Genomic DNA, 22,421 nt, shown 5'->3' on the forward strand with positions numbered 1-22,421 from the left:
CCTGGCTCATACTGCTGCGGTTGCGCCTGTCGAGTCCTTCGGTTTTTTCTCTCAAAACACTGCTACAGGACAGCTTGGGTTAAAAAACTCTTCCCCATTCTATCGTCTTTCTATAAGAGCCGCACCCAATTAATTTTGTTTAAATGCTTATGATTCCTCAACAGTGAGAGTTTGCAACTCAAACTGATGAACTAGGGGAGTATTGTTTACCTAGGAATTAGGATTGCTATAGTTGTGTGCTGCTAAAGGGCGATAGTATTGTTGACAAAGTACCCAAATTCCTGGATCAGGTGCAACTTAGTATGATCATCAAGTCAATCCCTGTTGAAACTATAACCGCCAAGCAGATGATTGATACTTGTCTTCGCATGAACAGTCTTGGTATCAATCAAGGTACCAGTGGTAATGTCAGTGTCAGGGTTAGAGACAGTATCGGTGAGGCAATAGCAATTACTCCCAGTGGACTAGACTACGAAGACCTAACTCCTGATAAACTCTGCAAAATTTACTTCGGCAAAGACAAACAACCTGTTTTTGCTGAGAATAATCGTTATTTACCCAGCAGTGAATGGCGATTTCACTATGACATACTTTTGAATCGAACTGATGTCAATGCTATTGTCCATACTCATAGCATCCATGCTACAGCATTGGCTTGTATGGATCTACCCATTCCCAGCTTTCATTATATGGTGGCTAGGACAGGTGGAAGCAGTATAAAGGTAGCTGATTATGCTACCTTTGGCACTCAAGAACTTAGCAACAACGCCCTAAAAGCATTGGGAAATTCCCTTGCTTGTTTGTTAAAAAATCATGGTATGATTGCCTGTGGTAAAGATATAAGGCACGCTCTGAAAGTCGCCCAAGAACTAGAAACCTTGGCTCAAATCTATATCAAAATCATCAGCGTTAACAAGATTTATGGAGAACCTCAATTATTGAGTGAGGAAGAAATGCAGATAGTTATAGAAAAGTTTAAAACCTATGGAGTTCAGCCAAACCTTGGTAATGGTTGATTAGATAGCACTATTTTATAGCATTGATTAAATAGGTTAGGAGGTTAGGTACACAAGTTTTTGAGTTTAGGGAATAGGGAATAGGGAACAGGTAAAAAATAGGTCCGTACAATCTCATTAATATCATAAACCCTATAGATATTACCATAGGGATATTTATGGATACTATAGTTAAAGTTAGTTATTAGTTAAAGTCTTAATAAAATTAACCAAAACTTTAAAATGATTTAACAATTGTAAATGAAATATTAATAAAATATATACTTTTAGTAAAATTTTCAGTTTACAATCTACAATCCACGATTGGGATTAAGAATCCCACTAAAAAAATCAACTTAACAACAGGAGACTATTATGGTCACCGCCCCTACACCAAAGACAACACCACAGCCAACGGTCAAAATCGGCCCAACTCAGCTGCTGATTAATAACGAATGGGTAGAGAGCACCTCTGGGAAACGATTCGAGACGATTAACCCTGCTACAGGAGAGGTGATCTGTGATGTGGCTGAGGCTGATGCCCCAGACGTTGATAAAGCAGTAGTGGCGGCTAGGACAGCCTTTACCAGTGGAGACTGGCCGAAAATGTCTGCCACCCAGCGGGGGGAGTTACTATACAAGCTAGCTGACTTAATCGAAGCAAACAAGGAAGAAATAGCACGGCTGGAAACCCTAGACAATGGAAAGCCCTATCGTGATTCCTTTAATGCAGATGTGTCTCTAGTCATTGCTTGCTATCGGTACTATGCTGGCTGGGCAGATAAGATTCAAGGCAAAACAATTCCCATTAATGGACCGTACTTCTGCTACACGCGCCATGAACCTGTGGGAGTGGTTGGTCAGATTATTCCTTGGAACTTTCCACTGTTGATGCAAGCGTGGAAGTTAGGCCCAGCACTGGCAGCTGGTAACACCGTGGTGATGAAAACGGCGGAACAGACTCCTTTATCAGCGTTGCGGATCGGTGAACTGATTATTGAAGCAGGTTTCCCTCCTGGTGTGGTGAATCTTCTCTCAGGCTATGGACCAACCGCTGGGGCTGCGATTTCACATCATATGGATATCGATAAAGTTGCCTTTACCGGCTCGACTGAGGTAGGGCATCTAATTATGGAAGCTGCTGCTAAGAGTAACCTTAAGCGGGTCACTCTAGAACTTGGTGGTAAGAGTCCTAACATTGTCTTTGCTGATGCTGACATGGATAAAAGCATTGAGGGCGCTCACTTTGCCCTGTTCTTTAACCAAGGACAGTGCTGTTGTGCTGGTTCGCGGCTGTTTGTGGAAGAGAAGTGCTATGACGAGTTTGTAGACAAGTGTGTGAAACGGGCGCAAAATCGCACAGTTGGTGACCCGTTTGATGCTAACACAGAACAGGGTCCCCAAGTGGATCTCGAACAGTTCAATAAGGTGATGGGCTATATTGAGTCTGGTCAGCAGGAAGGAGCTCAGATGTTGTGTGGTGGTGGCCGAGTTGGCGATCGCGGTTACTTCATCGAACCGACAGTGTTTGTTGATGTCCAAGATCAGATGAAGATTGCCCAAGAAGAAATCTTTGGACCAGTGATGAGCATTATTAAGTTCAAAGATATTGATGAAGTGATTAAGCGGGCAAATGATACCATGTATGGCTTAGCAGCAGCCGTGTGGACGAAGGATATTACTAAAGCTCATGCGATCGCAAACAATGTCCGTGCTGGTACTGTCTGGGTGAATTGCTACGATGTGTTTGATGCCGCTGCTCCCTTCGGTGGTTTCAAGCAGTCTGGGATTGGTCGTGAACTTGGGGAGTATGGCTTGCAGCAATACACCGAGGTCAAGACAGTTACGGTTAAATTGTAGGATTGTACCAATCTCAAAGCCTGGTTTTTACTATCAACAAGCCAAAAAGAAGGCTACAGGATAGTTAGTTGGTAATTTAGGACAAGCTAATGGGTAATAGGGAATTGTAAGCCAATTTCCTATTACCCATTACTTTATGCTGTGCTCAAGCTTCAAGTTAAAGTTCAGCGCTCAGCGGTCAGCGGTCAGTGGTCAGCCTTGGCACAGGCTTTGGCCTTGGCCTTTGGGCCACGCGGGGCGCGTTTGGCCACGCTGTGCGAACGACACCGTAACCTAACTTAGATTAAACAAATGGTTTGTTTTATTTAAAAGCACCTCAACTAGCACCATCTGTAACCCATGAGCTTATCGCTGTTCGCGTAGCGTGTGCGTAGCACATAAGCTGTTCGCGCAGCGTGCGCGTAGCGCATATGCTTATCGCTGATAGCTGATAGCTCATAGCTGATAGCTGTTCGCGCAGCGTGCGCGTAGCGCATATGCTTATGTTATTCTTTAACGTTTCTTGATCCGGATCAATTTAGAAACAAAACAAGTGTTCAGTGTAAGTTGTCCATTTAGCAGCAGTTTCTTAAATTTTGTTAAGCACCCTTGGCTGACATCCACTAACATAGAAGAGAATTGGATAAAAGGGCTAATTAGAGAGATTCATAAGGTTTCATGAAATACGGAATTGATATTGGTCACAACTTGCCCCCTGATACAGGAGCTCAAGGTATCAGAGTAGAAGATGAAATGACTAGAGACGTGGGAACGAGAGTAATTTCCAAATTGAGAGACTTGGGACATCAGGTAGTTGAATGCAAGCCTAAGAGTGCGAGTACTTTGGGCAGCTCGCTGCGGCAACGGTGCAATATTGCCAATGCTAATCGAGTTGATCAGTTTGTTTCAATTCATTTTAATGGGTTTAATGGTCAAGCTAATGGGGTAGAAGTATTTGCGATTAGTGATACTGCCAAAAAAATTGCCCAGCCAGTTTTAGAAAAAATAGTCGAGTTGGGTTACTTCAATAGAAAGGTTAAAAATGGCTCTCATTTATATGTCCTCCGATATACCAATATGCCAGCAATTCTCATAGAAAGCTGCTTTTGTGATTCCCAGAAAGATATGGAACTCTACGATCCAGAAGTATTAGCTAATGCAATTGTTAAAGGATTAACAGGACAAGAGCCACCAACTACTAAATCTTCCTCTGACGATAATGTTCTAGAATTACAAAAAGCTCTTAATCGCTTAAAAATGAAAAGTCCTGCTGGTCAGCAATTAGTAGAAGATGGATCTCTTGGTCAGGCGACTATCGCAGCAATAAAAACATTTCAAGCTATTGTAGGAATTAACCAAACTGGTATTGGTGACTCGACCACATGGCAGACTATTAATCAGATTCTTGAGCAACCCATACTTAGACCTAATCATGCTGGAGGTACCACGGTAAAATATCTCCAACGTCGGGTGGGAACTCAGGCAGATGGTATCTTTGGTTCAGGCACCGCAAGTGCTGTGATCAGATTTCAGAAACAACAAGGTTTAACGGCTGATGGTATCGTCGGACCACAAACTTGGAGTAAATTGATTGACTAGCAAGGCTTTGAGCCACGTTTAGCATTTAAGCAGCAGTTGCCTCACGTCTCACCCGATCGGGGAGCGTGAGATTAATGGCGGACAGGAATTATATTATAATAATTATATTAGCTCAAGGTAATAGGAATATTACTCGTTATTAGTATAGTTTTCCGTTAACAGGATAAGATAGTCTAATGCTCCATATAATCGGGACAATTTATCAATCGTAAAATTTCCGATATTTTGAGTAAAAATGTCCCTTTGTAATCGTCCAAACTGCCATAAATTTCCATCAGTAACTATGCCGTAAACAGGACGTTGAAGATCTTGATTGATTTTTTGCGAAGCTACCAACTCGGCAAGGCATTGCCCCCAACCTTGTTGGAAATCATTTTTCTTCGCCTCAACAAGCGATGCAGCGCGGTCTTGGGGGTTTCCACGGGGCTTACAAGGTGCGGACGCAGGTTCCGCACACAGCCCCTCCCCATGAGCGACTGCATCAAGAATAATAACCAGTGGTTTTTCTAAAACCGTTTTTCCTAATTCTGATTTTGTCGAAAATATGTAGTCAGGAGTCCCTGACAAAACTTGATCATAGAAGATGCTTTTTTGAATCCAGAAAGCATAGGTTTGATAGTATTTTTTATAGAGTTCTCGCAACAAGGGAGAAATGATAATTTCACTCCGAGACGCTTCCGAGCTGAATACATCTATTGTTTCTTTATAAAACTCTAGGTCTTTCAAGAAAATTTCGGGTAGGTCAGTGTCTTGAGAAACTATAAATGTTCCTTCTTCGTATTTAATTTGGTAGTGTTTCTGTACATCAGCTATAGTTTTAAAGTCACTAAATGCCATAGTTAATCAGTCTCCTGATTGGGTCTAATCATATCTTAGACATCACACTATATCGTTATGATATTGAAACAGATGTACGGCGTAGCCTAAGAGACTGTTGATAAAGTAAATTATAAAGTAGACGGCGATTAGTCGCTGACTGTCATAGCACTTACCAAGTATAAAGAGCGATCGCGAAGCGTGGCCAAAGGCCAATCGCTCTTAACCAGAATAAATAAGTATAAATACTTGATTACTTACAAAAATCAAGATTTGACTACAATTTAACCAATGCGATCGCTAAACAACATTAAGAGCCAGAATTCCTTATTCTCGGGATTATGATCTATTTGGAGCTCTTAGCTGATGGGGTAAGCATTCAGCACTCAGCACTCAGCACTCAGCACTCAGCTTAATGCTTACGGCCAGGGAGAAGCAGACGTAACAAAGATTAAACTAATGGTTACCTGTTGTCTTGATGCAAAGCGCGAGTGGGGGAAACCACGGCAGTTGCTCATGGGGGGAACCCCCGCGTGAAGGCACTGCCTCCCCTGTTCCCTTGCTGCATCGCTTATTCAAAAGTACCGATCTAGTAGCGTGGCACAGGGTAAGCATATGCGCTACGCGCACGCTGCGCGAACAGCAGTCAGCCGTCAGCCGTCAGCTTATTTTATTCAAAAGCTGAAAGGTAAGCATTTAGGCGTTGGCCACGCTACGCGAATGGCCACGCTACGCCAACAACTGTCAGTCGTCAGCCTTGGCCGTTGGCCACGCTACGCGAATGGCTGATAACTGATAGCTGATAGCTGATAGCTGATAGCTGAGGGCACAGGCTTCTACCGTGGCACAGGCTTCGACCCTGGGACAAACACGCATAAGCTGATAACTGATAGCTGATAGCTGAGGGCTGATAGCTGATCAATTAACTTATGAAAAAATCGATATTCAAAGAAAACCGAAAGTATACATTTAGTGACTATTTTGCGATGACCAATCCCACTGAGGAAATTGTTGGTGAGTTTGGTTACTCCTTCGCCATTGAAGTAATTGACCTTCCTAAGTCTACCAACTATGACCTAGATATCATTGAAAACCTCAACCATACCTACTACACCATTATTCCCAAAATAAGCCTTACGTCGGAAATTGCCAAACGGGAATTTCTGATTGCCCCACTAATCCTGGAAATTGCCAAGCTGCTCCCAGTTAAAGTCAATGTTGAGTATCCCCTAGACATTAACGATCAGCTAGGGGGAGCGCTAGACTACTTATTAAAAAGTAGCCAAAATCTGATTATTATAGAAGCAAAAAAGAAAGATATTGATGGTGGTTTTAACCAGTTAGCAGCCGAACTAATTGCTTTAGATAAATATGAAGAGAGCGAATCTATTGAAATTCTTTATGGTGCTGTGACTCTAGGGGATATTTGGAAATTTGGAACCCTTGATAGGAAACGGAAGCACATTGCTAAAACTATTCAAAGTCAGACTATTCCTAGGGATACAGAAGAAATATTCTCAATTCTAATTGGAATACTGAGCTTAAAACCAGGGCAGAGTTCAATTAAGCGCTAACCTATAATCTATAACCTGCAACCTATGGTCAATCGGGAGTAACCGATAATGATTCTTGTCATTGACAACTACGACAGCTTTACCTACAACTTAGTCCAGTACCTAGGAGAATTGGGTCACCAATTACCTGTGGCATCAGAGATTCAGGTCTATCGCAATGATAAAATTGATATACAGAAAATCCGCCAGCTCAACCCAGATGGGGTAGTGATTTCTCCAGGCCCAGGACGTCCTGAAGATGCTGGGATATCAAGGGCTATATACAGCAATTTGGGGTCAAATCTACCCATTTTAGGGGTTTGTTTGGGTCATCAAGCCTTGGGCCAGGTATTTGGCGGGAAAATTGTTTCCGCACCAGTATTGATGCATGGCAAAACCTCAGAGATTCATCACACTGGGGTTGGGGTTTTTCAGGGATTACCCAATCCTTTCACAGCGACTCGATACCATAGTTTAGTTATTGACCGTAGCTGCTGTCCTGATGTCTTGGAAATCACGGCTTGGGTGGATGATGGCACAATTATGGGAGTTAGACATCGGAACTATACACACATAGAAGGCGTCCAATTTCATCCAGAGAGTATTTTGACCTGTTCTGGTAAGCAACTTCTAAAAAACTTCTTAGAATCGCTGCCAGCATCTGCTACTCTCTCTATATCTCCCTGAAAATAAACTTGTTTCCAAGAAACCATGAAACGGCGACAGTTGATGCGCTATGTGAGTGCGGGTGTACTCACAACTCTTTCAACCGGCTTAGCTTCTGGACTCAGTTCTTACCAAGCACAGCCATCACGCAATGTATTGACAGTAAAGTGGCTTGGTCATACCTGCTTTTTATTTACTGGGGGTGGTGTGCGAGTTTTAGTCAACCCATTCCAAACCATTGGGTGTACGGCTAGATACAACTCACCAAAAGTAGAGGCAGATTTAGTCCTAATCAGTAGCCTACTACTAGATGAAGGAGCAGCGGAAGGTATACCGGGGAGTCCCCGGCTCCTATTTGAACCGGGTATTTTTCAAGTAAATGGGCTAAAATTCGAGGGAATTAGTATTCCTCACGACCGAGTCGGTGGACGTCGGTTTGGTAATAACGTGGTTTGGAAATGGACTCAAAATGGTATCAATATCCTACACCTGGGAGGAGCAGCAGCCCCTCTAGATATTGAGCAGAAAATTCTGATCGGGCGTCCTGATTTAGCGTTGATTCCAGTGGGAGGGGGACCAAAAGCCTACACCCCTCAAGAAGCTAAACAGGCATTTGATGTCCTTAAGGCAAAGATCATGATTCCTACTCATTTCCGAACTAAGGCCGCTGATGCCGAACAGTGTGATATTTTGCCAGTGGAGGAGTTCTTAACATTGATGAAGGACACACCCATACGCCGTGCCAAAAACGATACCATTACGATTAGCTCAGGGGATTTATCCCAAGATGGGTCAGTGATTCAACTAATGAGTTACAACTACAACTTTTAAATGCGCTTGCCTAGCCCCTTACCCAGACTGCAACCGCCTTTCTGGATTGGTGGAGTGGCGGTTTTAGGCATGATTTTCTGGATTGAAACCCTACGGCAGTTTGGGTTTGTTGTTCCAACTCCCTTTATACTTCTTTTCTTTGCTGTTGCCCTAACTGCCAGTATCGACGGATTACTTGCTGGAGTTACCAGTGCCACAGTATGGGCAATTTACCTGATCTATGCCTCTGCTGTTCACGTTGGTTCACCGAGTTTAACCGGGGGTTCAGTAGAGGTGAGTTTGGGGATTCTAGTTGTGGTCTTACTGGCTGTGCGGCTCGGCTGGATAAAAGACCAGAATCAGAAGCTGATCCAAAAGTTGCGACAAGCCAGCCTTGAGCTAGAACGACGGATTGAACAACGCACCGCTGAACTCTTAACCACCAATTCTAGACTCTCCAAGGAGATTCGCGGACGCATTCTGGCTCAAGAAGCCCTCGGAAAAAACGAATTGGCATTACAGTTAAGCCAAAATCGACTTGAAAGTATTTTGAGTTCCCTTGAGGATGTGGTTTGGTCCGTGCGCCCCCAAACCTCCAGACTGCTTTACCTCAACTCCGCTGTTGATAGTCTTTATGGTTATAGTATATCCGATTTTTTAGGTAACTCAAATCTTTGGCTAGAGGTAATCCACCCAGAAGACCGAGAACGAGTTCAGCAAAAGCGAAATTTTTTTAGCAATAACTCATTGCCGTTGTCACCCCAATCACTTCTGGCAATTGACGGTCAAGACTTAGAATATCGAATCGTGCGCTCTGATGGGCAGGTGCGCTGGATTCGTGATCATGTACAAATTCACACCGATGCCCATGGTATCCCGATACGCATTGATGGTATTGTCACTGACATTACCAAAGCCAAGCAAGTCGAGGAAGCTTTGGCAGAGAGTGAGCGGAAATTTCACGCCATCTTTGACCAGACCAGCCAATTTACATGGCTCCTGCAACCAGATGGTACCTTGCTCGAAGCCAACCAAACTGCCCTTAACTTTAGCGGATTAACTCCGTCAGAGATTGTGGGTAAGCCCTTCTGGCAAATCCAATGGTGGACACAGTCTACTCAAACCGAGAATTCTTTAAAAAATGCGATCGCTCAAGCAGCTAACGGTGAGTTTGTCCGTTATCAAGGGTCGGTGCTAGGGTTACAGGGTCAAGTGATCACGATGGAGTTTTCCGTGAAACCGTTGCGGGATGAGAACGGAAATATAGTGTTGTTAATCCTAGAAGGTCGAGATATTAGCGATCGCATCAGAGCAGAAGCAGCAACTCTAGAGGCTCAAAACAAGGACATACTGCTTAAAGAGATTCACCATCGGGTCAAGAACAATTTACAAATTGTCTCAGGACTCCTTTACCTCCAGTCCCGATATATAGATGATGAAAGTATCCTGGATATCCTCTGTGAAAGCCGCAATCGTCTCCAAGTCATGGCCTTAATCCATGAGAAACTTTATGGCTCTAAGAATCTGAGTCAGATTGACTTCCAAGATTATATTCAATCCCTGACTAAGGACTTATTAGAATCTTACGCCTGTAGTAATCATCCCCCTAGGATTAAGGTTAATTTTGTTAAGATATTTCTGGACATTGACAGGGCTATTCCCTGTGGTTTAATTATTAATGAATTAGTATCCAATGCCCTCAAATACGCTTTTCCAGAAGGAGATAACGGTGAAATTATTGTTGACTTTAAGTGCCATGAGGATAACTATTTTGAACTGATCGTCAGTGACAATGGTCTTGGCATCCGAGAAGGTATAGATTTAGATAACCCCAAGACCCTCGGTCTACGCTTAGTCCATACCCTAGCCACTAAGCAACTCAAAGGTGAAGTTGAGTTAGATACAAGTCATGGTGTTATGTTTAAAATTAAATTTTAATAAAGTTTAAAATTGTTTAAACAAGCTTAAAGCATTACTAAATTTTTCAAGACCCACCTCGAATTGTGATATAGAACTATTAGGTTATGATGCAGTTAACGTAAGCATTCAGCTATCAGCCGTCAGCTATCATGGTAATCAACGGGAGGTAGTAAACAAGCTTACGGGCTGGTACGGCTGGTTGAAAATCCCTGCTCGTTTTACTCATCCGACCCGCTGCAGTTAAAGCGCCTCCTAGCACCTCAAGTACCGTGGCACAGGCTTCTAGCCTGTGATGGGCATAAGCTGATAGCTGATAGCTGATAGCTGATAGCTGATAGCTGATAGCTGATAGCTGATAGCTGATAGCTGATAGCTTAGCAGTTAACTAACCGGCAGCACAGAACCAAGGCAAAAGTTATTAAGTAGGGAGAACAAACTGGCTTGCTTCAAGGTTAAGACAAGGGACAACCCAAGGTAACTTGAAAAGCAATTCCATAACTAGGAAATGTCACAAATAAACATCTTAGTGGTTGAAGATGAAGCGATCACAGCTGAAGTTATTGCTGAACAGCTCATACAGTTGGGATACACCGTAACCGATAGCGTCACCTCTGGCACGGGCGCTATCAGCAGCACTGCCAATAACCAGCCTGATTTAGTCCTGATGGATATTACCTTAGATCCAAACGATATAGATGGCATATAGCAGTCGCCATCATAGTTAGGACAAAGAAAACGAAAAGCCCTTCCACTTATCGTCCGATTTCTGTCATGCCCAAACCTTACAGCTACGACCTGCGCCAAAAAGTAATTCAGGCGATCGAACTCAATGGCATGAAGCGCTCTCGTAGCCAGTGAGTATTTTAACATTAGCCGCAACACCATTAATTTGTGGTTACGGCCATTGCTGAGACGGGGGACAACCAGCGCCAAAGTCAGGGAGCACCGAGGCTTGAATAACAAGATCACTGACTGGGAGAAGTTTCGAGCCAATGCCTATACCCATGGTGACAAAACCCAGGTGGAGATGGCTGAGTTATGGGATGGAGAGATCAGCGATTCGGCAAAGCCGACGCTACGCGAACGCACAATATCACGTGCCTTGAAGAAAATTGGGTTTACGCGAAAAAAAAGACTTACGGCTACCGTGAAAGAGATGAACAATTACGCCTTGCCTTTGTTGAACAGCTAGCCACCCAAAAGATATGAACAGATTGTTTATGCCTCGGAGTCAGGTATTGCTCATCGGTTCGATTATGGCTATGGTTACAGTCCATTTGGAGAGCGCTTTCATGACCTGAAGTCCGGTCGCAGAAAAGGTCGAGTCAACATGATTGCTGCACTTTGTGGGCAACAGTTGTTAGCACCTTTCACTATTGAAGGATCTTGTAATCGAGAGGTATTTGAAACTTGGGAACGAAACGTGCTTGATTCCCACCTTGAGACCAGGGCAGAAACTGGTGATTGACAATGCCACCTTTCATAAAGGTGGACGTATTGAGCAACTGGTTCGGGCTGCAGGTTGTCAGGTGTGGTACTTACCACCCTATTCACCAGACTTGAACCGGATTGAAAAATGCTGGTCATGGCTAAAAAGCCGCTAAGCCAAGCAACTAGAGCATTTTGAAACACTGCGAGAGGCTATGGAGCACGTCCTCACTTTAGCGTCCTAACCAACCTGGCGGTTGCTATAACTGCTGCTCAGCGCATCCGAGAGCAATTCCAGATTCCAGTAGTCTATTTGACAGCCCACTCTGATGAGACTACCCTAGCCCGAGCTAAGATGACAGCACCGTTCGGGTATCTGATCAAACCATTTAACGAACGGGAATTGCGGGTAGCGATTGAAACGGCCCTCTATCGGCACCAGCTGGAAAAAGAGTTAGTCAAACAGCAGAATTTGCTAGCAACAATACTCAGCTCCACTAATGATGCCGTGATCGCTACCAATGAAACAGGGGCAATCACCTACATCAACCCAGCCGCTGCAACCCTCACTGGCTGGACAGTAGCAGAAGCTTCTGGGCACAGCATTACAGATGTGATTCAAATTGTAGACGAACGCACTGATACCCCACTCCAGAACCCAGTCATGGAAGTGCTTCAGGAAGAAAGGGTCATTTTTGTGGATCAGGGCATAGCTTTGATTGCCAAAGACGGTAGCAAGATCTCCGTGGGAAATAGTGCTTCCCCGATTACAGAAGAAGATGGTACCATCAAGGGTGTAGTTCTTGTGCTGTGGAATATCAGGGAACAGCAAAAACCAGAATTATTGGCAGTAGAAAGAGTCAAATTGCCAGGCAAAGCTTGCGCTAGCATACAAGATGAAGCTCAAGCGGGTCAACTATTGTCTGCAGTACAAGAACTAGGGGCACTGAAATCTGACCTAATCGCTAGGATTTCCCATGAGTTTCGCACTCCCCTATCGATTATTTTAACTGCTGCTGAACTGCTGCAAAAATACGGGTCCAAGTTGTCACCGCACAAACAAGAAAGAAACTTGTATCGGATTCAATCATCAGTGATGCGAATGACTCGAATTATGGAAGATGTTCTGACCTTAAGCAAGGCTGAATCCGGTGAACTCCAGCTCAACTGTGTGCCCGTAGATGTGGTTGAATTCTGCCGCAGTTTAGTGGAAGAGTACCAAATCATGGTGGGAAAGCGCTATACTATCGGTTTGATTCCTCAGGATTCCCCTGGCCTAGTTGAGCTGGATGAACAAATCCTACGGCAAATTTTGAGCAATTTGCTGACCTTAGCAACTCAGTACTCCTTGAAGGGTAGTATGATTGCTTTGGAAATGTTTTGTGAAAATAACCAAATTGTGTTCCAGGTAAAAGACCAAGGCAGTGGGATTGTGCCCGAAAGTCAGGGACAATTATTTGAAGCGTTCTTCCGAGCTAGTAATATTGGTTCTATGTCTTCTTCAGGAATGGGGTTAGGTATGATCCGCAAATTTGTAGATTTGCATCGTGGTCAAATTACCTTAACTAGTCAAGTCGGAGTTGGGACAACGTATACGGTAAAATTGCCATTAACCTGTTCTATATAGGTGGGCTTGGGCGAAAAAGAAATATAGCGAACAACTAACCAATAACTAAGGATGATTCCACAAACCGAATATAAAGAACGTCGTGAACAGTTGATGAGTAAGATTGGCAACGGAACCGCAATCTTTCGGAGCGCCCCGGTTGCCATTATGCATAATACTGTGGAATACAATTTCCGACAGGATAGCGATTTTTTTTACTTGACAGGTTTCAATGAACCAGAGGCCGTAGTTGTACTAGCGCCCCATCACGAAGAACACCGATTTGTTCTGTTTGTGCAACCGAAAGAACCAGAGAAAGAAGTCTGGACAGGCTATCTGACAGGTGTCGAAGCAGCAAAAGAAAAATTTGGAGCCGATCAAACCTATCCGATTACTGAGTTGAATGAGAAGCTACCTCAGTATTTAGAAAAGGCCGATAGAATTTATTACCACTTGGGACGGGATAAACCTTTTAATAATACCATCCTAAAACACTGGCAAAGGTTGATGGCACTTTATCCCAAGAACGGAAGCGGACCGATGGCTCTCGAATCCACTAACTTAATTCTCTATGGGATGCGCCGGGTGAAGAGTGCTACGGAATTGAAGTTGATGCGTCAAGCTATAGAAATCTCTGTGGATGCCCATAACCATGCTAGAGCATTTACTCAACCTGGGCGTTATGAATATGAAGTGCAGGCAGAGCTAGAACATGATTTTCGGCGACGAGGTGCCATCGGACCGGCTTACCCGAGCATAGTAGCGTCTGGGGCTAATAGCTGCGTTCTACACTATACCGAGAACAATCGACAGATGCAAGACGGGGATTTACTACTGATTGATGCTGGTTGTTCTTATGGGTATTATAACGCTGATATTACTCGGACATTTCCAGTGGGTGGTAAGTTTACCCCAGAGCAGAAAATTCTGTATGAGTTGGTCTTGAAAGCACAGTTGAATGCGATCGCACAAGTGAAACCAGGGAATCCCTATAATCAATTTCATGACACCGCTGTGAAAATCCTGGTGGAAGGGTTAATCGATTTGGGACTCCTGGCTGGTGATAGTGAGGAAATTATTAAAGAGGAGAAATATAAACATCTATATATGCACCGCACCGGTCACTGGCTGGGATTGGATGTCCATGACAGTGGAGGCTACAAGCAGGGGGAAAACTGGCAGATTTTTCAGCCCGGTAATGTCGTAACAGTGGAACCAGGACTTTATATTGGTCCTGATACTGAGCCAATAGAAGGTCAGCCAGCTATTGATCAGCGGTGGCGCGGGATTGGGATTCGGATTGAGGATGATGTGTTAGTGACTGAGTCAGGGAATGAAGTATTGACTGCTGGTGTACCGAAATCCGTAGAGGAGCTAGAAACTTAAGCTATTGTGCATCTACAGCAAGATATCAGCCAGTGGGTTGCGTTACGGGACGGGTTCAGGGGCTTGCGAGGTGGAAAATCAGAGGCTTTCCGTCCCGGACACACCCTACTCACTTTTTTATTCTCCATTCCCGATTCCCGATTCCCGATTCCCGATTCCCTGTTCCCGATTCCCTGGGTGCAGCGCAATAGCTACCATTTTAGAAAACAATGGACAATGTGAAGGATTCTTTCTCTGGGCAAGGGTCAGAGTTTCAGCAACTACAGCACCAATTACGCGATCGCTGGCAGAGTAGTGATCAATTTGACCAAGACGAACACGATATTCTGGTAGTGCCTTCTGTCAGTGTTGATCAACGGGAACTGCTGAAAGTTGAGGGTTTTTTGCACTACGAAGAACGGTTATTATTTTCCCTAATTCGTCTGCGCAACCCTTACACACGGTTAATTTATGTTACCGCTGTGCCGTTGCCACCGATTGTGATTGATTACTACTTGCAGCTTCTGCCAGGAATTCCCTTCTCCCATGCACGCGATCGCTTACTGCTGTTTTCCACCTATGATGCTTCCCTCAAACCCCTCAGCCAAAAGATTCTAGAACGTCCCCGCTTGATGAAGCGGATTCGTCAAGCTTTGCGTCCAGGAAAGTCTTACATGTCTTGTTACAACTCTACTAATCTGGAGCGCGAGATATCCTTAAAATTGAACTTACCCCTACTTGCCCCAGACCCAGATTTGCTTTATTGGGGTACCAAGAGCGGTAGTCGGCAAATTTTTGCTGACAGTGGTGTCCCCCATCCCGACGGCAGTCAGTTAGTCTGGAGTGTTGATGATTTAGTCGAAGCAACAGCTGAGTTATGGTACAGGCAACCGCAACTTAACAAGATTGTGATTAAACTCAACGAAGGGTTTTCTGGGGAGGGTAATGCTATCTTGGACTTGAAACCACTATCGGAGGTAGGTCCGGGAAATGTTTCCCATGCTCAAACAGTAGCGGCTTTGAAAGAAAAGATCGTCCATTTGAGATTTCAAGCCAGTGGGGAAACTTGGGAGAGTTATAGCAGTCGGATACCGCAGTTAGGGGCAATTGCCGAAGCATTTATTCACGGAGAAAAAAAGCGTTCACCTAGCCTTCAGGCTTATATTACCCCCCATGGCGAGGTCAAGATTCTCTCGACTCACGATCAAATTCTTGGCGGACCAGACGGTCAGATTTATCTAGGTTGTCGATTTCCCGCTGATCCAGGTTATCGCCTACAACTGCAAGATTGGGGACTACGAGTCGGTCAGACCTTAGCGGAAAAAGGAGCAATAGAGCGTTACGGTGTAGATTTTGTGGCTGTTCATCAGCCGGATCGAGATACCTGGGACTTACAAGCTATTGAAATCAACCTGCGTAAAGGTGGTACCACCCATCCCTTTATGACCCTGAAATACATGACCAATGGTCGCTATGACCTCTCCACAGGTCTTTTTTGCAGTCAGGAGGGTCAACCAAAGCACTATATTGCCACGGACAATTTACAAAAAGAGAGTTACAGAGGGTTAATGCCCAATGACTTGATGGATATTATCGCCTACCATCAACTGCATTTTGATAGCAGCACCAAAACTGGCACTGTATTTCACTTGATGGGTACACTCTCTGAATTTGGCAAACTAGGATTAACTAGCATTGGAGATTCTCCCCAACAAGCAGAAGAAATCTATAACCAAGTTGTGAGGGTACTGGATCTAGAAACTAAATCTGACAAAGATGCTAATCTCCCAATTTCCCATCCTAGTCTCCCGATTACTTGGAATAGATAGTAAAGGTAATTGTAGAATGTAGAATGTAGAAGTAAGAATTAAGAATGGAGAATGTATAATGGAGAATGGAGAATGGAGAATTAAGAATGGAGAATGGAGAATGGAGAATGGAGAATGGAGAATGGAGAATGGAGAATGGAGAATGGAGAATGTATAATGAAAAACTTATAATGTAGAGGTCTAGGTGCTAAATTAGCAATTATGACATAAAACTTTAAATATGTTATATTTTAATTCCAAATTATAAATTATAATTTATAAATTCCAAATTCTACATTCTTAATTCTACATTCTTAATTCAAAACGTCTTTGCCGAATGGGTTAGTGGATCAAACTCAAATCGCTTATCGTAGTTGGTTTCTCCGTAAATATTAAAGGTAATTGTTGGTTCATCTCCCATTGCTTCCACACTATGGATTGCATCAGAGGTAAAACTAATAATATCTCCAGGAAATAGGATTTTTTCCCCTACTTGTTCGATGCGATCGCGAAAATCTGGGTCATCAGTACGCCGCCAAAAGGTGTTTTTTTCCTGGCCACTGATCACCGCTACTATTCCCCATGTACCATGGTTGTGAATCGGAGAAACTCCCACAACCAACTAAACAGGTAAGGGGTCTCCCGTTATACCCGTTCGCGCAGCGTCGGGCTTTGCCCGAAAGGGTTAGCGGGAGACGGGGCGTATAAAGTGCGGACGCAGGTTCCGCACACAGCCCCTTGGGAATTACCTGACGGGGTATCCTGATTTTGGACATAACTCTTTAATTGCTCGATCGTCACGCCACCACAGGAAGCCACAAAATAAGATCCTGTCGGTGAAAACTTTTTTGTCTCCGTAAAACCGCTTCAAGTATTCAGAAAATCAGTAACGAATTAATCTACTGGTCACAGTTTTGATATTAGCTATTAGTTTAACTGGAGCCACCTTAGGATTAAGGTCAACAAGTAAGTGAATATGATCTTTCTCTCCGTTAAATTCCACGCTTATTGCAATCCCATTTGACACAAGTATCAGAGCAAATCTGCTTTAACCTGTTCGCGCAGCGTCGGCTCTGCCGAATCAAAATTTGCTCGCTATATGACAAGTCGTCTATACTTGGTTACTAGTACAATATGCACAGTAAGACGATATACAGACCTATTTGCCTTTGTGTAATTACCTTTCATAGTTTTACAGTAAGTGCTATAATAAATCTATGATACTCACCTACTGCTACCGAATCAAGCCAAGCCTCGAACAAATTGTCACCATGGAAAGGTGGCTCGAACTACTGCGCCGTCACTGGAACTATGCTTTAGGTCAACGACTTGACTGGCTAAATCGGACTCGTTCTCCGATTGATAGGTGCAGTTTAGTGAGTGAGCCAATTGGAGAAATCCCAGAGCAAGTAAACTATTACACTCAGCAAGCAGCTCTCAAAGAAACCAAAAAACTGTTTCCCGAATACAAAAAAATTTATGCAGAAACCCAACAGGTAAATTTACAACGTCTTAACAAAGCGTGGGACAGATGGCGAAAACCTGATGCTAGCGGCAAGCGTGGAGGTAGACCTCGTTTTAAAAAACCTGGAGAGCTTCGATCGTTTGTTTTTCCTAGAGTGAATAGTTCTAAGGCGGGCGCACATTTAGTTGATGGTGTTCTAAAACTAAGCCGAATTGGATCAATGCCTGTCATAATGCATCGACCATTACCTGTTAGCGAAGCTTGCCCGAAGGGCGTAGGCTTTATCCTTAAGCAATGCACTATTGTCAAAAAGGCCGATGGTTGGTACTGCTGTCTTTCAATGAAAGACGATACTGTGCCTGAACTACTACCCATAGATTCAGTCAAGTCTGCCGTCGGTATTGACGTTGGCTTGGAAAAATTTTTGACCACTTCCGATGGCGAGGCGGTACCTATTCCGCAGTTTTACAGGAAGGCTCAGGAAAAGCTTGCTCAGGCTCAGCGAGTAATGTCTCGTCGCGTGAAAGGGTCAAATAACTGGAAAAAAGCCAAACATAAAGTAGCTTTGTTACATCTTCATCTGACCCGATGCAGAAAAGAATTTCATTATCAGGTTGCTCATTGGCTGTGTAGTAAATATGACTTGATTGCTCACGAAAACCTAAATATCAAAGGACTCGCCAAGACTAAGTTGGCAAAATCGATACATGATGCAGCCTGGGGAGCATTTTTGGAAATATTGCAAGTAGTGGCGGGAAAACGCGGCTTGTTAGTCCAGGAAGTTAATCCACGTGGCACAAGTATTGAATGTTTTAATTGTGGCTCTAGGGTCAAAAAAAGTTTAAGTGATTCGGCGAAGCCGACGCTGCGCGAACGCGTTCATTGCTGTTCTAGTTGTAACGTCAAAATTGACCGCGACTGGAATAGCGGGATTAACATTTTGAATCGTGGATTATTGGCGGTTGGACTGCCGCTTAATGGCTGTAGTAAATCGGTACAGGATATCGTTCGCGTAGCGTCGGCCTCCGCCGAGGAGCAGCAAGTCTCATTCGTGAGTTTGAGAAGCCCACATCATAATCTTTGATTTGATGTGGGAGTAGTCACTACTGCTCCTGGTGAGAGTACTACAGAGGAAGGCAATCCTTGTGCTGGTAAAAAAAATCCTTGTGCAAGTAAAAAGAATCCTTGTGCAAGTAAAAAGAATCCTTGTGCCGCTAAATAAGGTTCGTTAATCATCTACACCGATGATCACCGGTACCTAAGATGCTGTGATCATCGGTGGAGCGAGCCCCTATTACTGCTGGTGTGATGGCAGCTTGGGATGTCCCTGGGGATACTACCTGGGCATACTACCTGGGCATACTAGCAGATTACTTAATTGCTGCCTCGCTGATCTCTGTGCCAGCAGCCCTTGCCTTGACCTGTAGGATTTCTAAGCCATCTGATCATAATCAGTTTGATCAAAAGTTTGACAGCTTTTAAGATGACAGCTTGTCATATAATTGAACCGTTGACAGTCATGGTTCAATTTTTTTATGAAAAACATAGCATTGAAAAAGCTACTATCACTCCTAGTGGTAACGGTCTGTATCTTAACCTTTACCTATGGTTGCGGCGGCCCAACTACAGCGACTGTTCCTCCAGAAACCACACCTGCCCCAGCTGCTGAAGTTGCCCCAGAGGCGGAAGCCCCAGCGGAAGTCCCTGAGGTGGCTGAAGAAGAACCCGCCCCAGCCGAACCCACCGAGGTCGCTGAAGAAGAACCCGCCCCAGCCGAACCCACCGAGGTCGCTGAAGAAGAACCCACTCCAGCCGAACCCACCGAGGTGGCTGAAGAAGAACCCGCCCCAGCCGAAGCTACTGAGGTGGCTGAAGAAGAGCCTGCGACCGCCGAACCCACCGAGGTCGCTGCCGAACCTGAGCCTGGGACCGCAGCTGCTCCAGAAACTTACACTGTAAAAATGGGTACAAACAATGGCCAACTAAAATTTGACCCAAGCTTTCTTAGCATCAAAGCGGGTGACACCGTTGAGTGGGTAATGAACAAAATTGGTCCTCATAATGTTATTGTTGATGGCTATCCATCTCTGAGTCATAAAAACATGTTGATGTCTCCGGGTTCTTCCTATACATCTACCTTTGATGAGCCTGGTTCATACTCCTACTACTGTGCTCCTCACCGTGGTGCTGGCATGCAAGGCAAAATCAATGTTGAAGCTGCATCATAGTAGCACTAGGACTAGGGCTGTTGATCAAGACTTTCTTTGAATGTGAAAACCACACAGCTTTCATAGGATTAACCATTCTAAGACTTACGCGATCGCAAATCGTGGTAGTTTGGTGAATTTAAATCAAGACTTACCCAGCAACTATAACCCTAGGGTATGACTTAAGGGCGCACACCGTGCGCCCTTACTGCGTTTCAAGTCAGGAAGAAACCAATAAATTTGACAGCTTGTCTTTTGACGGAAAGAAAAACATGATCTGACAATCCTTTATGGACTAGCCCACTTGTTTTTTTTAATCTCATGAGACAAATTGCATTGAAAAAGCTATTATCACTCCTAGTGGTAACGGTCTGTGTCTTGACCTTTACCTATGGTTGCGCTGACTCAAGTACAGCGACTGTTCCTCCAGAAACCACACCTGCCCCAACTGCTGCAGTTGAAACAGTGGAATCCCCAGCGGAACCCACCGAAGTAGCAGAGGAAGAAACTACTCCTGCTGAACCAGAAGCAGTAGCAGAGGAAGAAACTACTCCTGCTGAGCCAGAAGCAGTAGCAGAGGAAGAAACTACTCCTGCTGAACCAGAAGAAGCAGTAGCAGAGGAAGAAACTACTCCTGCTGAACCAGAAGCAGTAGCAGAGGAAGAAACTACTCCTGCTGAACCAGAAGAAGTAGCTGTAGCACCTGAGCCTGCTGCTGAGCCAGAAGCAGTAGCAGAGGAAGAAACAGCTCCTGCTGAACCAGAAGCAGTAGCTGCAGCCATAGATCCAGCAGCCCTAGCTAAATCAGGACAAGTCTTCGCAGGGAACTGTGCCGCTTGTCATGCGGGTGGAAAGAATTTAATCAATGCCCAAAAAACTCTGAAAAAGGATGCCCTTGAGAAGTATGGCATGTACTCTAAGGACAAGATCGTTTACCAGATCACCAATGGTAAACCCCCCATGCCAGCCTTCAAAGGTCGTATACCAGCGGATCAGATTGCAGCCCTTGCTGATTATGTGTTGTATCAAGCTGACAATGGTTGGAAATAGATTGATACAATCGGGTTTCTAAAGGATTTGTGAAACTCAATCGTAAGCATTCAGCTATCAGCTATCAGCTCTCAGCCGTCAGCTATCAGTGATCAGTTATCAGCTATCAGCTATCAGCTATCAGTGATAAGCTATCAGCTATCAGCTAAAGGCTGACTAATAACGGCTGACGGCTGACGGCTGACGGCTGACGGCTGAATTCTTACTCACAACCTATTTATCATTCCTAGATCAGTATTAGTGGTTAGTAGTTAGTTGTTGGTGTTATTTTCATTACCAACTAGCTACTGACCACTAATTATTTTTTATAGCGCTGTGCTATAGCTTAGGACTTACGCATTTGCCCCCTAAATCCCCCAATTCTGGGGGACTTTAACTCAATTTCCCCCCAAAATTGGGGGGCTAGGGCGTGTTTTCAAAGTTTTCCGCAAGATTTAGATCCCCCCCAGCCCCCCTTAAAAAAGGGGGGAGCCATAGTCAAAGTCCCCCTTTTTTAAGGGGGATTTAGGGGGATCTCCGAGGCAAGAAAACACACCCTAGGGGGGCGAAATCAAGTTAACCGCGTAAGTCCTATAGCTGAAGATGTTTCTAATAAGATGATTATTGATTTAACATTTTCTCGGTATTTACTAATGATATTGATCGAGATTTTTGTTTCCATTAATCATCAGCTAAACATCAAATCATCAAGGGGTGATAATGATCATTATCACCCCTTGAGCCCCTAAGATTATTCCTCTTGCTCCATCGGCAGACCTATATCAAGAAAAATCAAAAATTTCCCATCGGGCATCAACTGCTTCAGAGTCTGGGAATGCCTCTTGGCATCGGAAAGGTTGTCAAACCGAGCGAAAACTAGTGGTGGCATCGGTGGCAATAGCCGAATCATTACCCATCCGTATAGTTGACTGTAAGACATAATGTAAGTTGTCTCCTTTACATGGGGATCAAGAGCCAGCCCGAGCCCGACAAGATCTGCGGGCTGGCTCTTCCGTGGAATTTATTCTCCACGTTTTCATTATATCACAAAAAATATTATATTATAGCATATTTTAAAAAATTTTGTAACAAATTCCTTTAGGGAGTCGGGAGTAGGGAATAGGGAGCAGGGCTATAATTTTATATTAAATTAAGTTTTTTTGGTCAGTATTTGTGATATCCTCTCGGTATACTACTCCTAAATGATAATAGATAAAGCCTCATAAGTGCCTAAATTAGGCATAGTAAATAATCGATATTCAATAAATAATTCAAATAATTTCTTAGTGAGCTTGAAAGATTGACATCGTTGATG

23 protein-coding genes and 2 pseudogenes are annotated in these 22,421 nt (G+C 44.1%); 19 read left to right on the top strand and 6 right to left on the bottom strand.

Annotation, left to right across the window (positions count from 1 at the left end):
* Positions 1–302: 302 nt before the first annotated feature.
* From F6K46_RS29610 to F6K46_RS29620, 3 genes are all read left to right on the top strand, one after another.
* On the top strand, positions 303–1,016 hold the full coding sequence (locus F6K46_RS29610; protein WP_293064296.1) for a class II aldolase/adducin family protein: 714 nt from the start codon (positions 303–305) through the stop codon (positions 1,014–1,016).
* Between the two features lie 354 nt (positions 1,017–1,370).
* Positions 1,371–2,855 carry an aldehyde dehydrogenase family protein gene (locus F6K46_RS29615; protein ID WP_293064299.1) on the top strand — a complete coding sequence of 495 codons (1,485 nt, stop codon included), beginning with the start codon at positions 1,371–1,373 and terminating at the stop codon, positions 2,853–2,855.
* Positions 2,856–2,996: 141 nt separating this feature from the next.
* Positions 2,997–3,137: a hypothetical protein gene (locus F6K46_RS29620; RefSeq protein ID WP_293064302.1), complete on the top strand. Its 141-nt coding sequence runs from the start codon at positions 2,997–2,999 to the stop codon at positions 3,135–3,137.
* 38 nt (positions 3,138–3,175) lie between these two features.
* On the opposite strand, the gene F6K46_RS29625 is transcribed toward F6K46_RS29620, so the two are convergent.
* Positions 3,176–3,331 (bottom strand): hypothetical protein, encoded by a 156-nt coding sequence (locus tag F6K46_RS29625; protein ID WP_293064305.1) that lies wholly within the window; start codon positions 3,329–3,331, stop codon positions 3,176–3,178.
* A gap of 181 nt (positions 3,332–3,512) precedes the next feature.
* Here F6K46_RS29625 and F6K46_RS29630 point away from each other — a divergent pair, with 181 nt between their 5' ends.
* Entirely contained in the window at positions 3,513–4,433 is a 921-nt protein-coding gene (locus F6K46_RS29630) for an N-acetylmuramoyl-L-alanine amidase (RefSeq protein WP_293064307.1), read from the top strand.
* A gap of 129 nt (positions 4,434–4,562) precedes the next feature.
* On the opposite strand, the gene F6K46_RS29635 is transcribed toward F6K46_RS29630, so the two are convergent.
* Positions 4,563–5,270: a hypothetical protein gene (locus tag F6K46_RS29635; RefSeq protein ID WP_293064310.1), complete on the bottom strand. Its 708-nt coding sequence runs from the start codon at positions 5,268–5,270 to the stop codon at positions 4,563–4,565.
* Positions 5,271–5,864: 594 nt separating this feature from the next.
* Here F6K46_RS29635 and F6K46_RS29640 point away from each other — a divergent pair.
* From F6K46_RS29640 to F6K46_RS29690, 11 genes and pseudogenes are all read left to right on the top strand, one after another.
* A complete protein-coding gene (locus tag F6K46_RS29640) occupies positions 5,865–6,038 on the top strand; it encodes a hypothetical protein (RefSeq protein ID WP_293064313.1) in 174 nt (57 codons plus the stop codon).
* A 197-nt stretch (positions 6,039–6,235) separates the two neighbouring features.
* Complete coding sequence (locus F6K46_RS29645; protein ID WP_293064316.1) at positions 6,236–6,823, top strand: hypothetical protein; 588 nt, start codon at positions 6,236–6,238, stop codon at positions 6,821–6,823.
* 48 nt (positions 6,824–6,871) lie between these two features.
* Entirely contained in the window at positions 6,872–7,489 is a 618-nt protein-coding gene (locus F6K46_RS29650; RefSeq protein WP_293064319.1) for an aminodeoxychorismate/anthranilate synthase component II, read from the top strand.
* A 24-nt stretch (positions 7,490–7,513) separates the two neighbouring features.
* The gene (locus F6K46_RS29655) at positions 7,514–8,299 is read left to right on the top strand and encodes an MBL fold metallo-hydrolase (protein WP_075898460.1); all 786 of its coding nucleotides are present in this window, start codon (positions 7,514–7,516) and stop codon (positions 8,297–8,299) included.
* The gene (locus tag F6K46_RS29660; protein ID WP_293064323.1) at positions 8,300–10,216 is read left to right on the top strand and encodes a sensor histidine kinase; all 1,917 of its coding nucleotides are present in this window, start codon (positions 8,300–8,302) and stop codon (positions 10,214–10,216) included.
* A 487-nt stretch (positions 10,217–10,703) separates the two neighbouring features.
* On the top strand, positions 10,704–10,904 hold the full coding sequence (locus F6K46_RS29665; RefSeq protein ID WP_293064326.1) for a response regulator: 201 nt from the start codon (positions 10,704–10,706) through the stop codon (positions 10,902–10,904).
* Between the two features lie 65 nt (positions 10,905–10,969).
* Positions 10,970–11,871 (top strand): annotated as a pseudogene (locus F6K46_RS29670) (IS630 family transposase).
* Between the two features lie 68 nt (positions 11,872–11,939).
* Positions 11,940–13,253, top strand: a complete 1,314-nt coding sequence (locus F6K46_RS29675; protein ID WP_293064329.1) for an ATP-binding protein — start codon at positions 11,940–11,942, stop codon at positions 13,251–13,253.
* Between the two features lie 51 nt (positions 13,254–13,304).
* Complete coding sequence (locus tag F6K46_RS29680; RefSeq protein WP_075898468.1) at positions 13,305–14,618, top strand: aminopeptidase P N-terminal domain-containing protein; 1,314 nt, start codon at positions 13,305–13,307, stop codon at positions 14,616–14,618.
* Between the two features lie 6 nt (positions 14,619–14,624).
* Positions 14,625–14,840 (top strand): hypothetical protein, encoded by a 216-nt coding sequence (locus F6K46_RS29685; RefSeq protein ID WP_293064334.1) that lies wholly within the window; start codon positions 14,625–14,627, stop codon positions 14,838–14,840.
* A complete protein-coding gene (locus F6K46_RS29690) occupies positions 14,828–16,426 on the top strand; it encodes a peptide ligase PGM1-related protein (RefSeq protein WP_293064337.1) in 1,599 nt (532 codons plus the stop codon). Before F6K46_RS29685 ends, F6K46_RS29690 begins: the two co-directional genes overlap by 13 nt.
* A gap of 298 nt (positions 16,427–16,724) precedes the next feature.
* Here F6K46_RS29690 and F6K46_RS29695 read toward each other — a convergent pair whose 3' ends face one another.
* Positions 16,725–17,021, bottom strand: coding sequence for a hypothetical protein (locus F6K46_RS29695; RefSeq protein WP_366510802.1), 297 nt, complete (start codon positions 17,019–17,021; stop codon positions 16,725–16,727).
* A 137-nt stretch (positions 17,022–17,158) separates the two neighbouring features.
* A pseudogene (gene tnpA, locus F6K46_RS29700) lies at positions 17,159–17,667 on the bottom strand (IS200/IS605 family transposase); the annotation flags it as partial.
* Between tnpA and F6K46_RS29705 the strand changes: the two are divergent.
* A complete protein-coding gene (locus F6K46_RS29705) occupies positions 17,623–18,954 on the top strand; it encodes a transposase (protein ID WP_293064339.1) in 1,332 nt (443 codons plus the stop codon). The pseudogene tnpA and the gene F6K46_RS29705 overlap by 45 nt on opposite strands.
* On the opposite strand, the gene F6K46_RS29710 is transcribed toward F6K46_RS29705, so the two are convergent.
* Entirely contained in the window at positions 18,942–19,106 is a 165-nt protein-coding gene (locus F6K46_RS29710) for a hypothetical protein (RefSeq protein WP_293117628.1), read from the bottom strand. The two genes, F6K46_RS29705 and F6K46_RS29710, sit on opposite strands and share 13 nt — an antisense overlap.
* 42 nt (positions 19,107–19,148) lie before the next feature.
* Here F6K46_RS29710 and F6K46_RS29715 point away from each other — a divergent pair, with 42 nt between their 5' ends.
* The 3 genes from F6K46_RS29715 (at position 19,149) to F6K46_RS29725 (ending at position 21,127) form a co-directional block, all read left to right on the top strand.
* A complete protein-coding gene (locus F6K46_RS29715; RefSeq protein WP_293064342.1) occupies positions 19,149–19,352 on the top strand; it encodes a hypothetical protein in 204 nt (67 codons plus the stop codon).
* 53 nt (positions 19,353–19,405) lie between these two features.
* Entirely contained in the window at positions 19,406–20,098 is a 693-nt protein-coding gene (gene petE, locus F6K46_RS29720; RefSeq protein WP_293064344.1) for a plastocyanin, read from the top strand.
* Between the two features lie 300 nt (positions 20,099–20,398).
* Positions 20,399–21,127 (top strand): c-type cytochrome, encoded by a 729-nt coding sequence (locus F6K46_RS29725; RefSeq protein WP_293064347.1) that lies wholly within the window; start codon positions 20,399–20,401, stop codon positions 21,125–21,127.
* A gap of 730 nt (positions 21,128–21,857) precedes the next feature.
* On the opposite strand, the gene F6K46_RS29730 is transcribed toward F6K46_RS29725, so the two are convergent.
* Positions 21,858–22,046 carry a hypothetical protein gene (locus tag F6K46_RS29730; protein WP_293064349.1) on the bottom strand — a complete coding sequence of 63 codons (189 nt, stop codon included), beginning with the start codon at positions 22,044–22,046 and terminating at the stop codon, positions 21,858–21,860.
* Between the last annotated feature and the right edge of the window lie 375 nt (positions 22,047–22,421).

The organism is Moorena sp. SIO3E8 (assembly GCF_010692445.1).
GTDB classification, from domain to species: Bacteria; Cyanobacteriota; Cyanobacteriia; order Cyanobacteriales; family Coleofasciculaceae; genus Moorena; species Moorena bouillonii.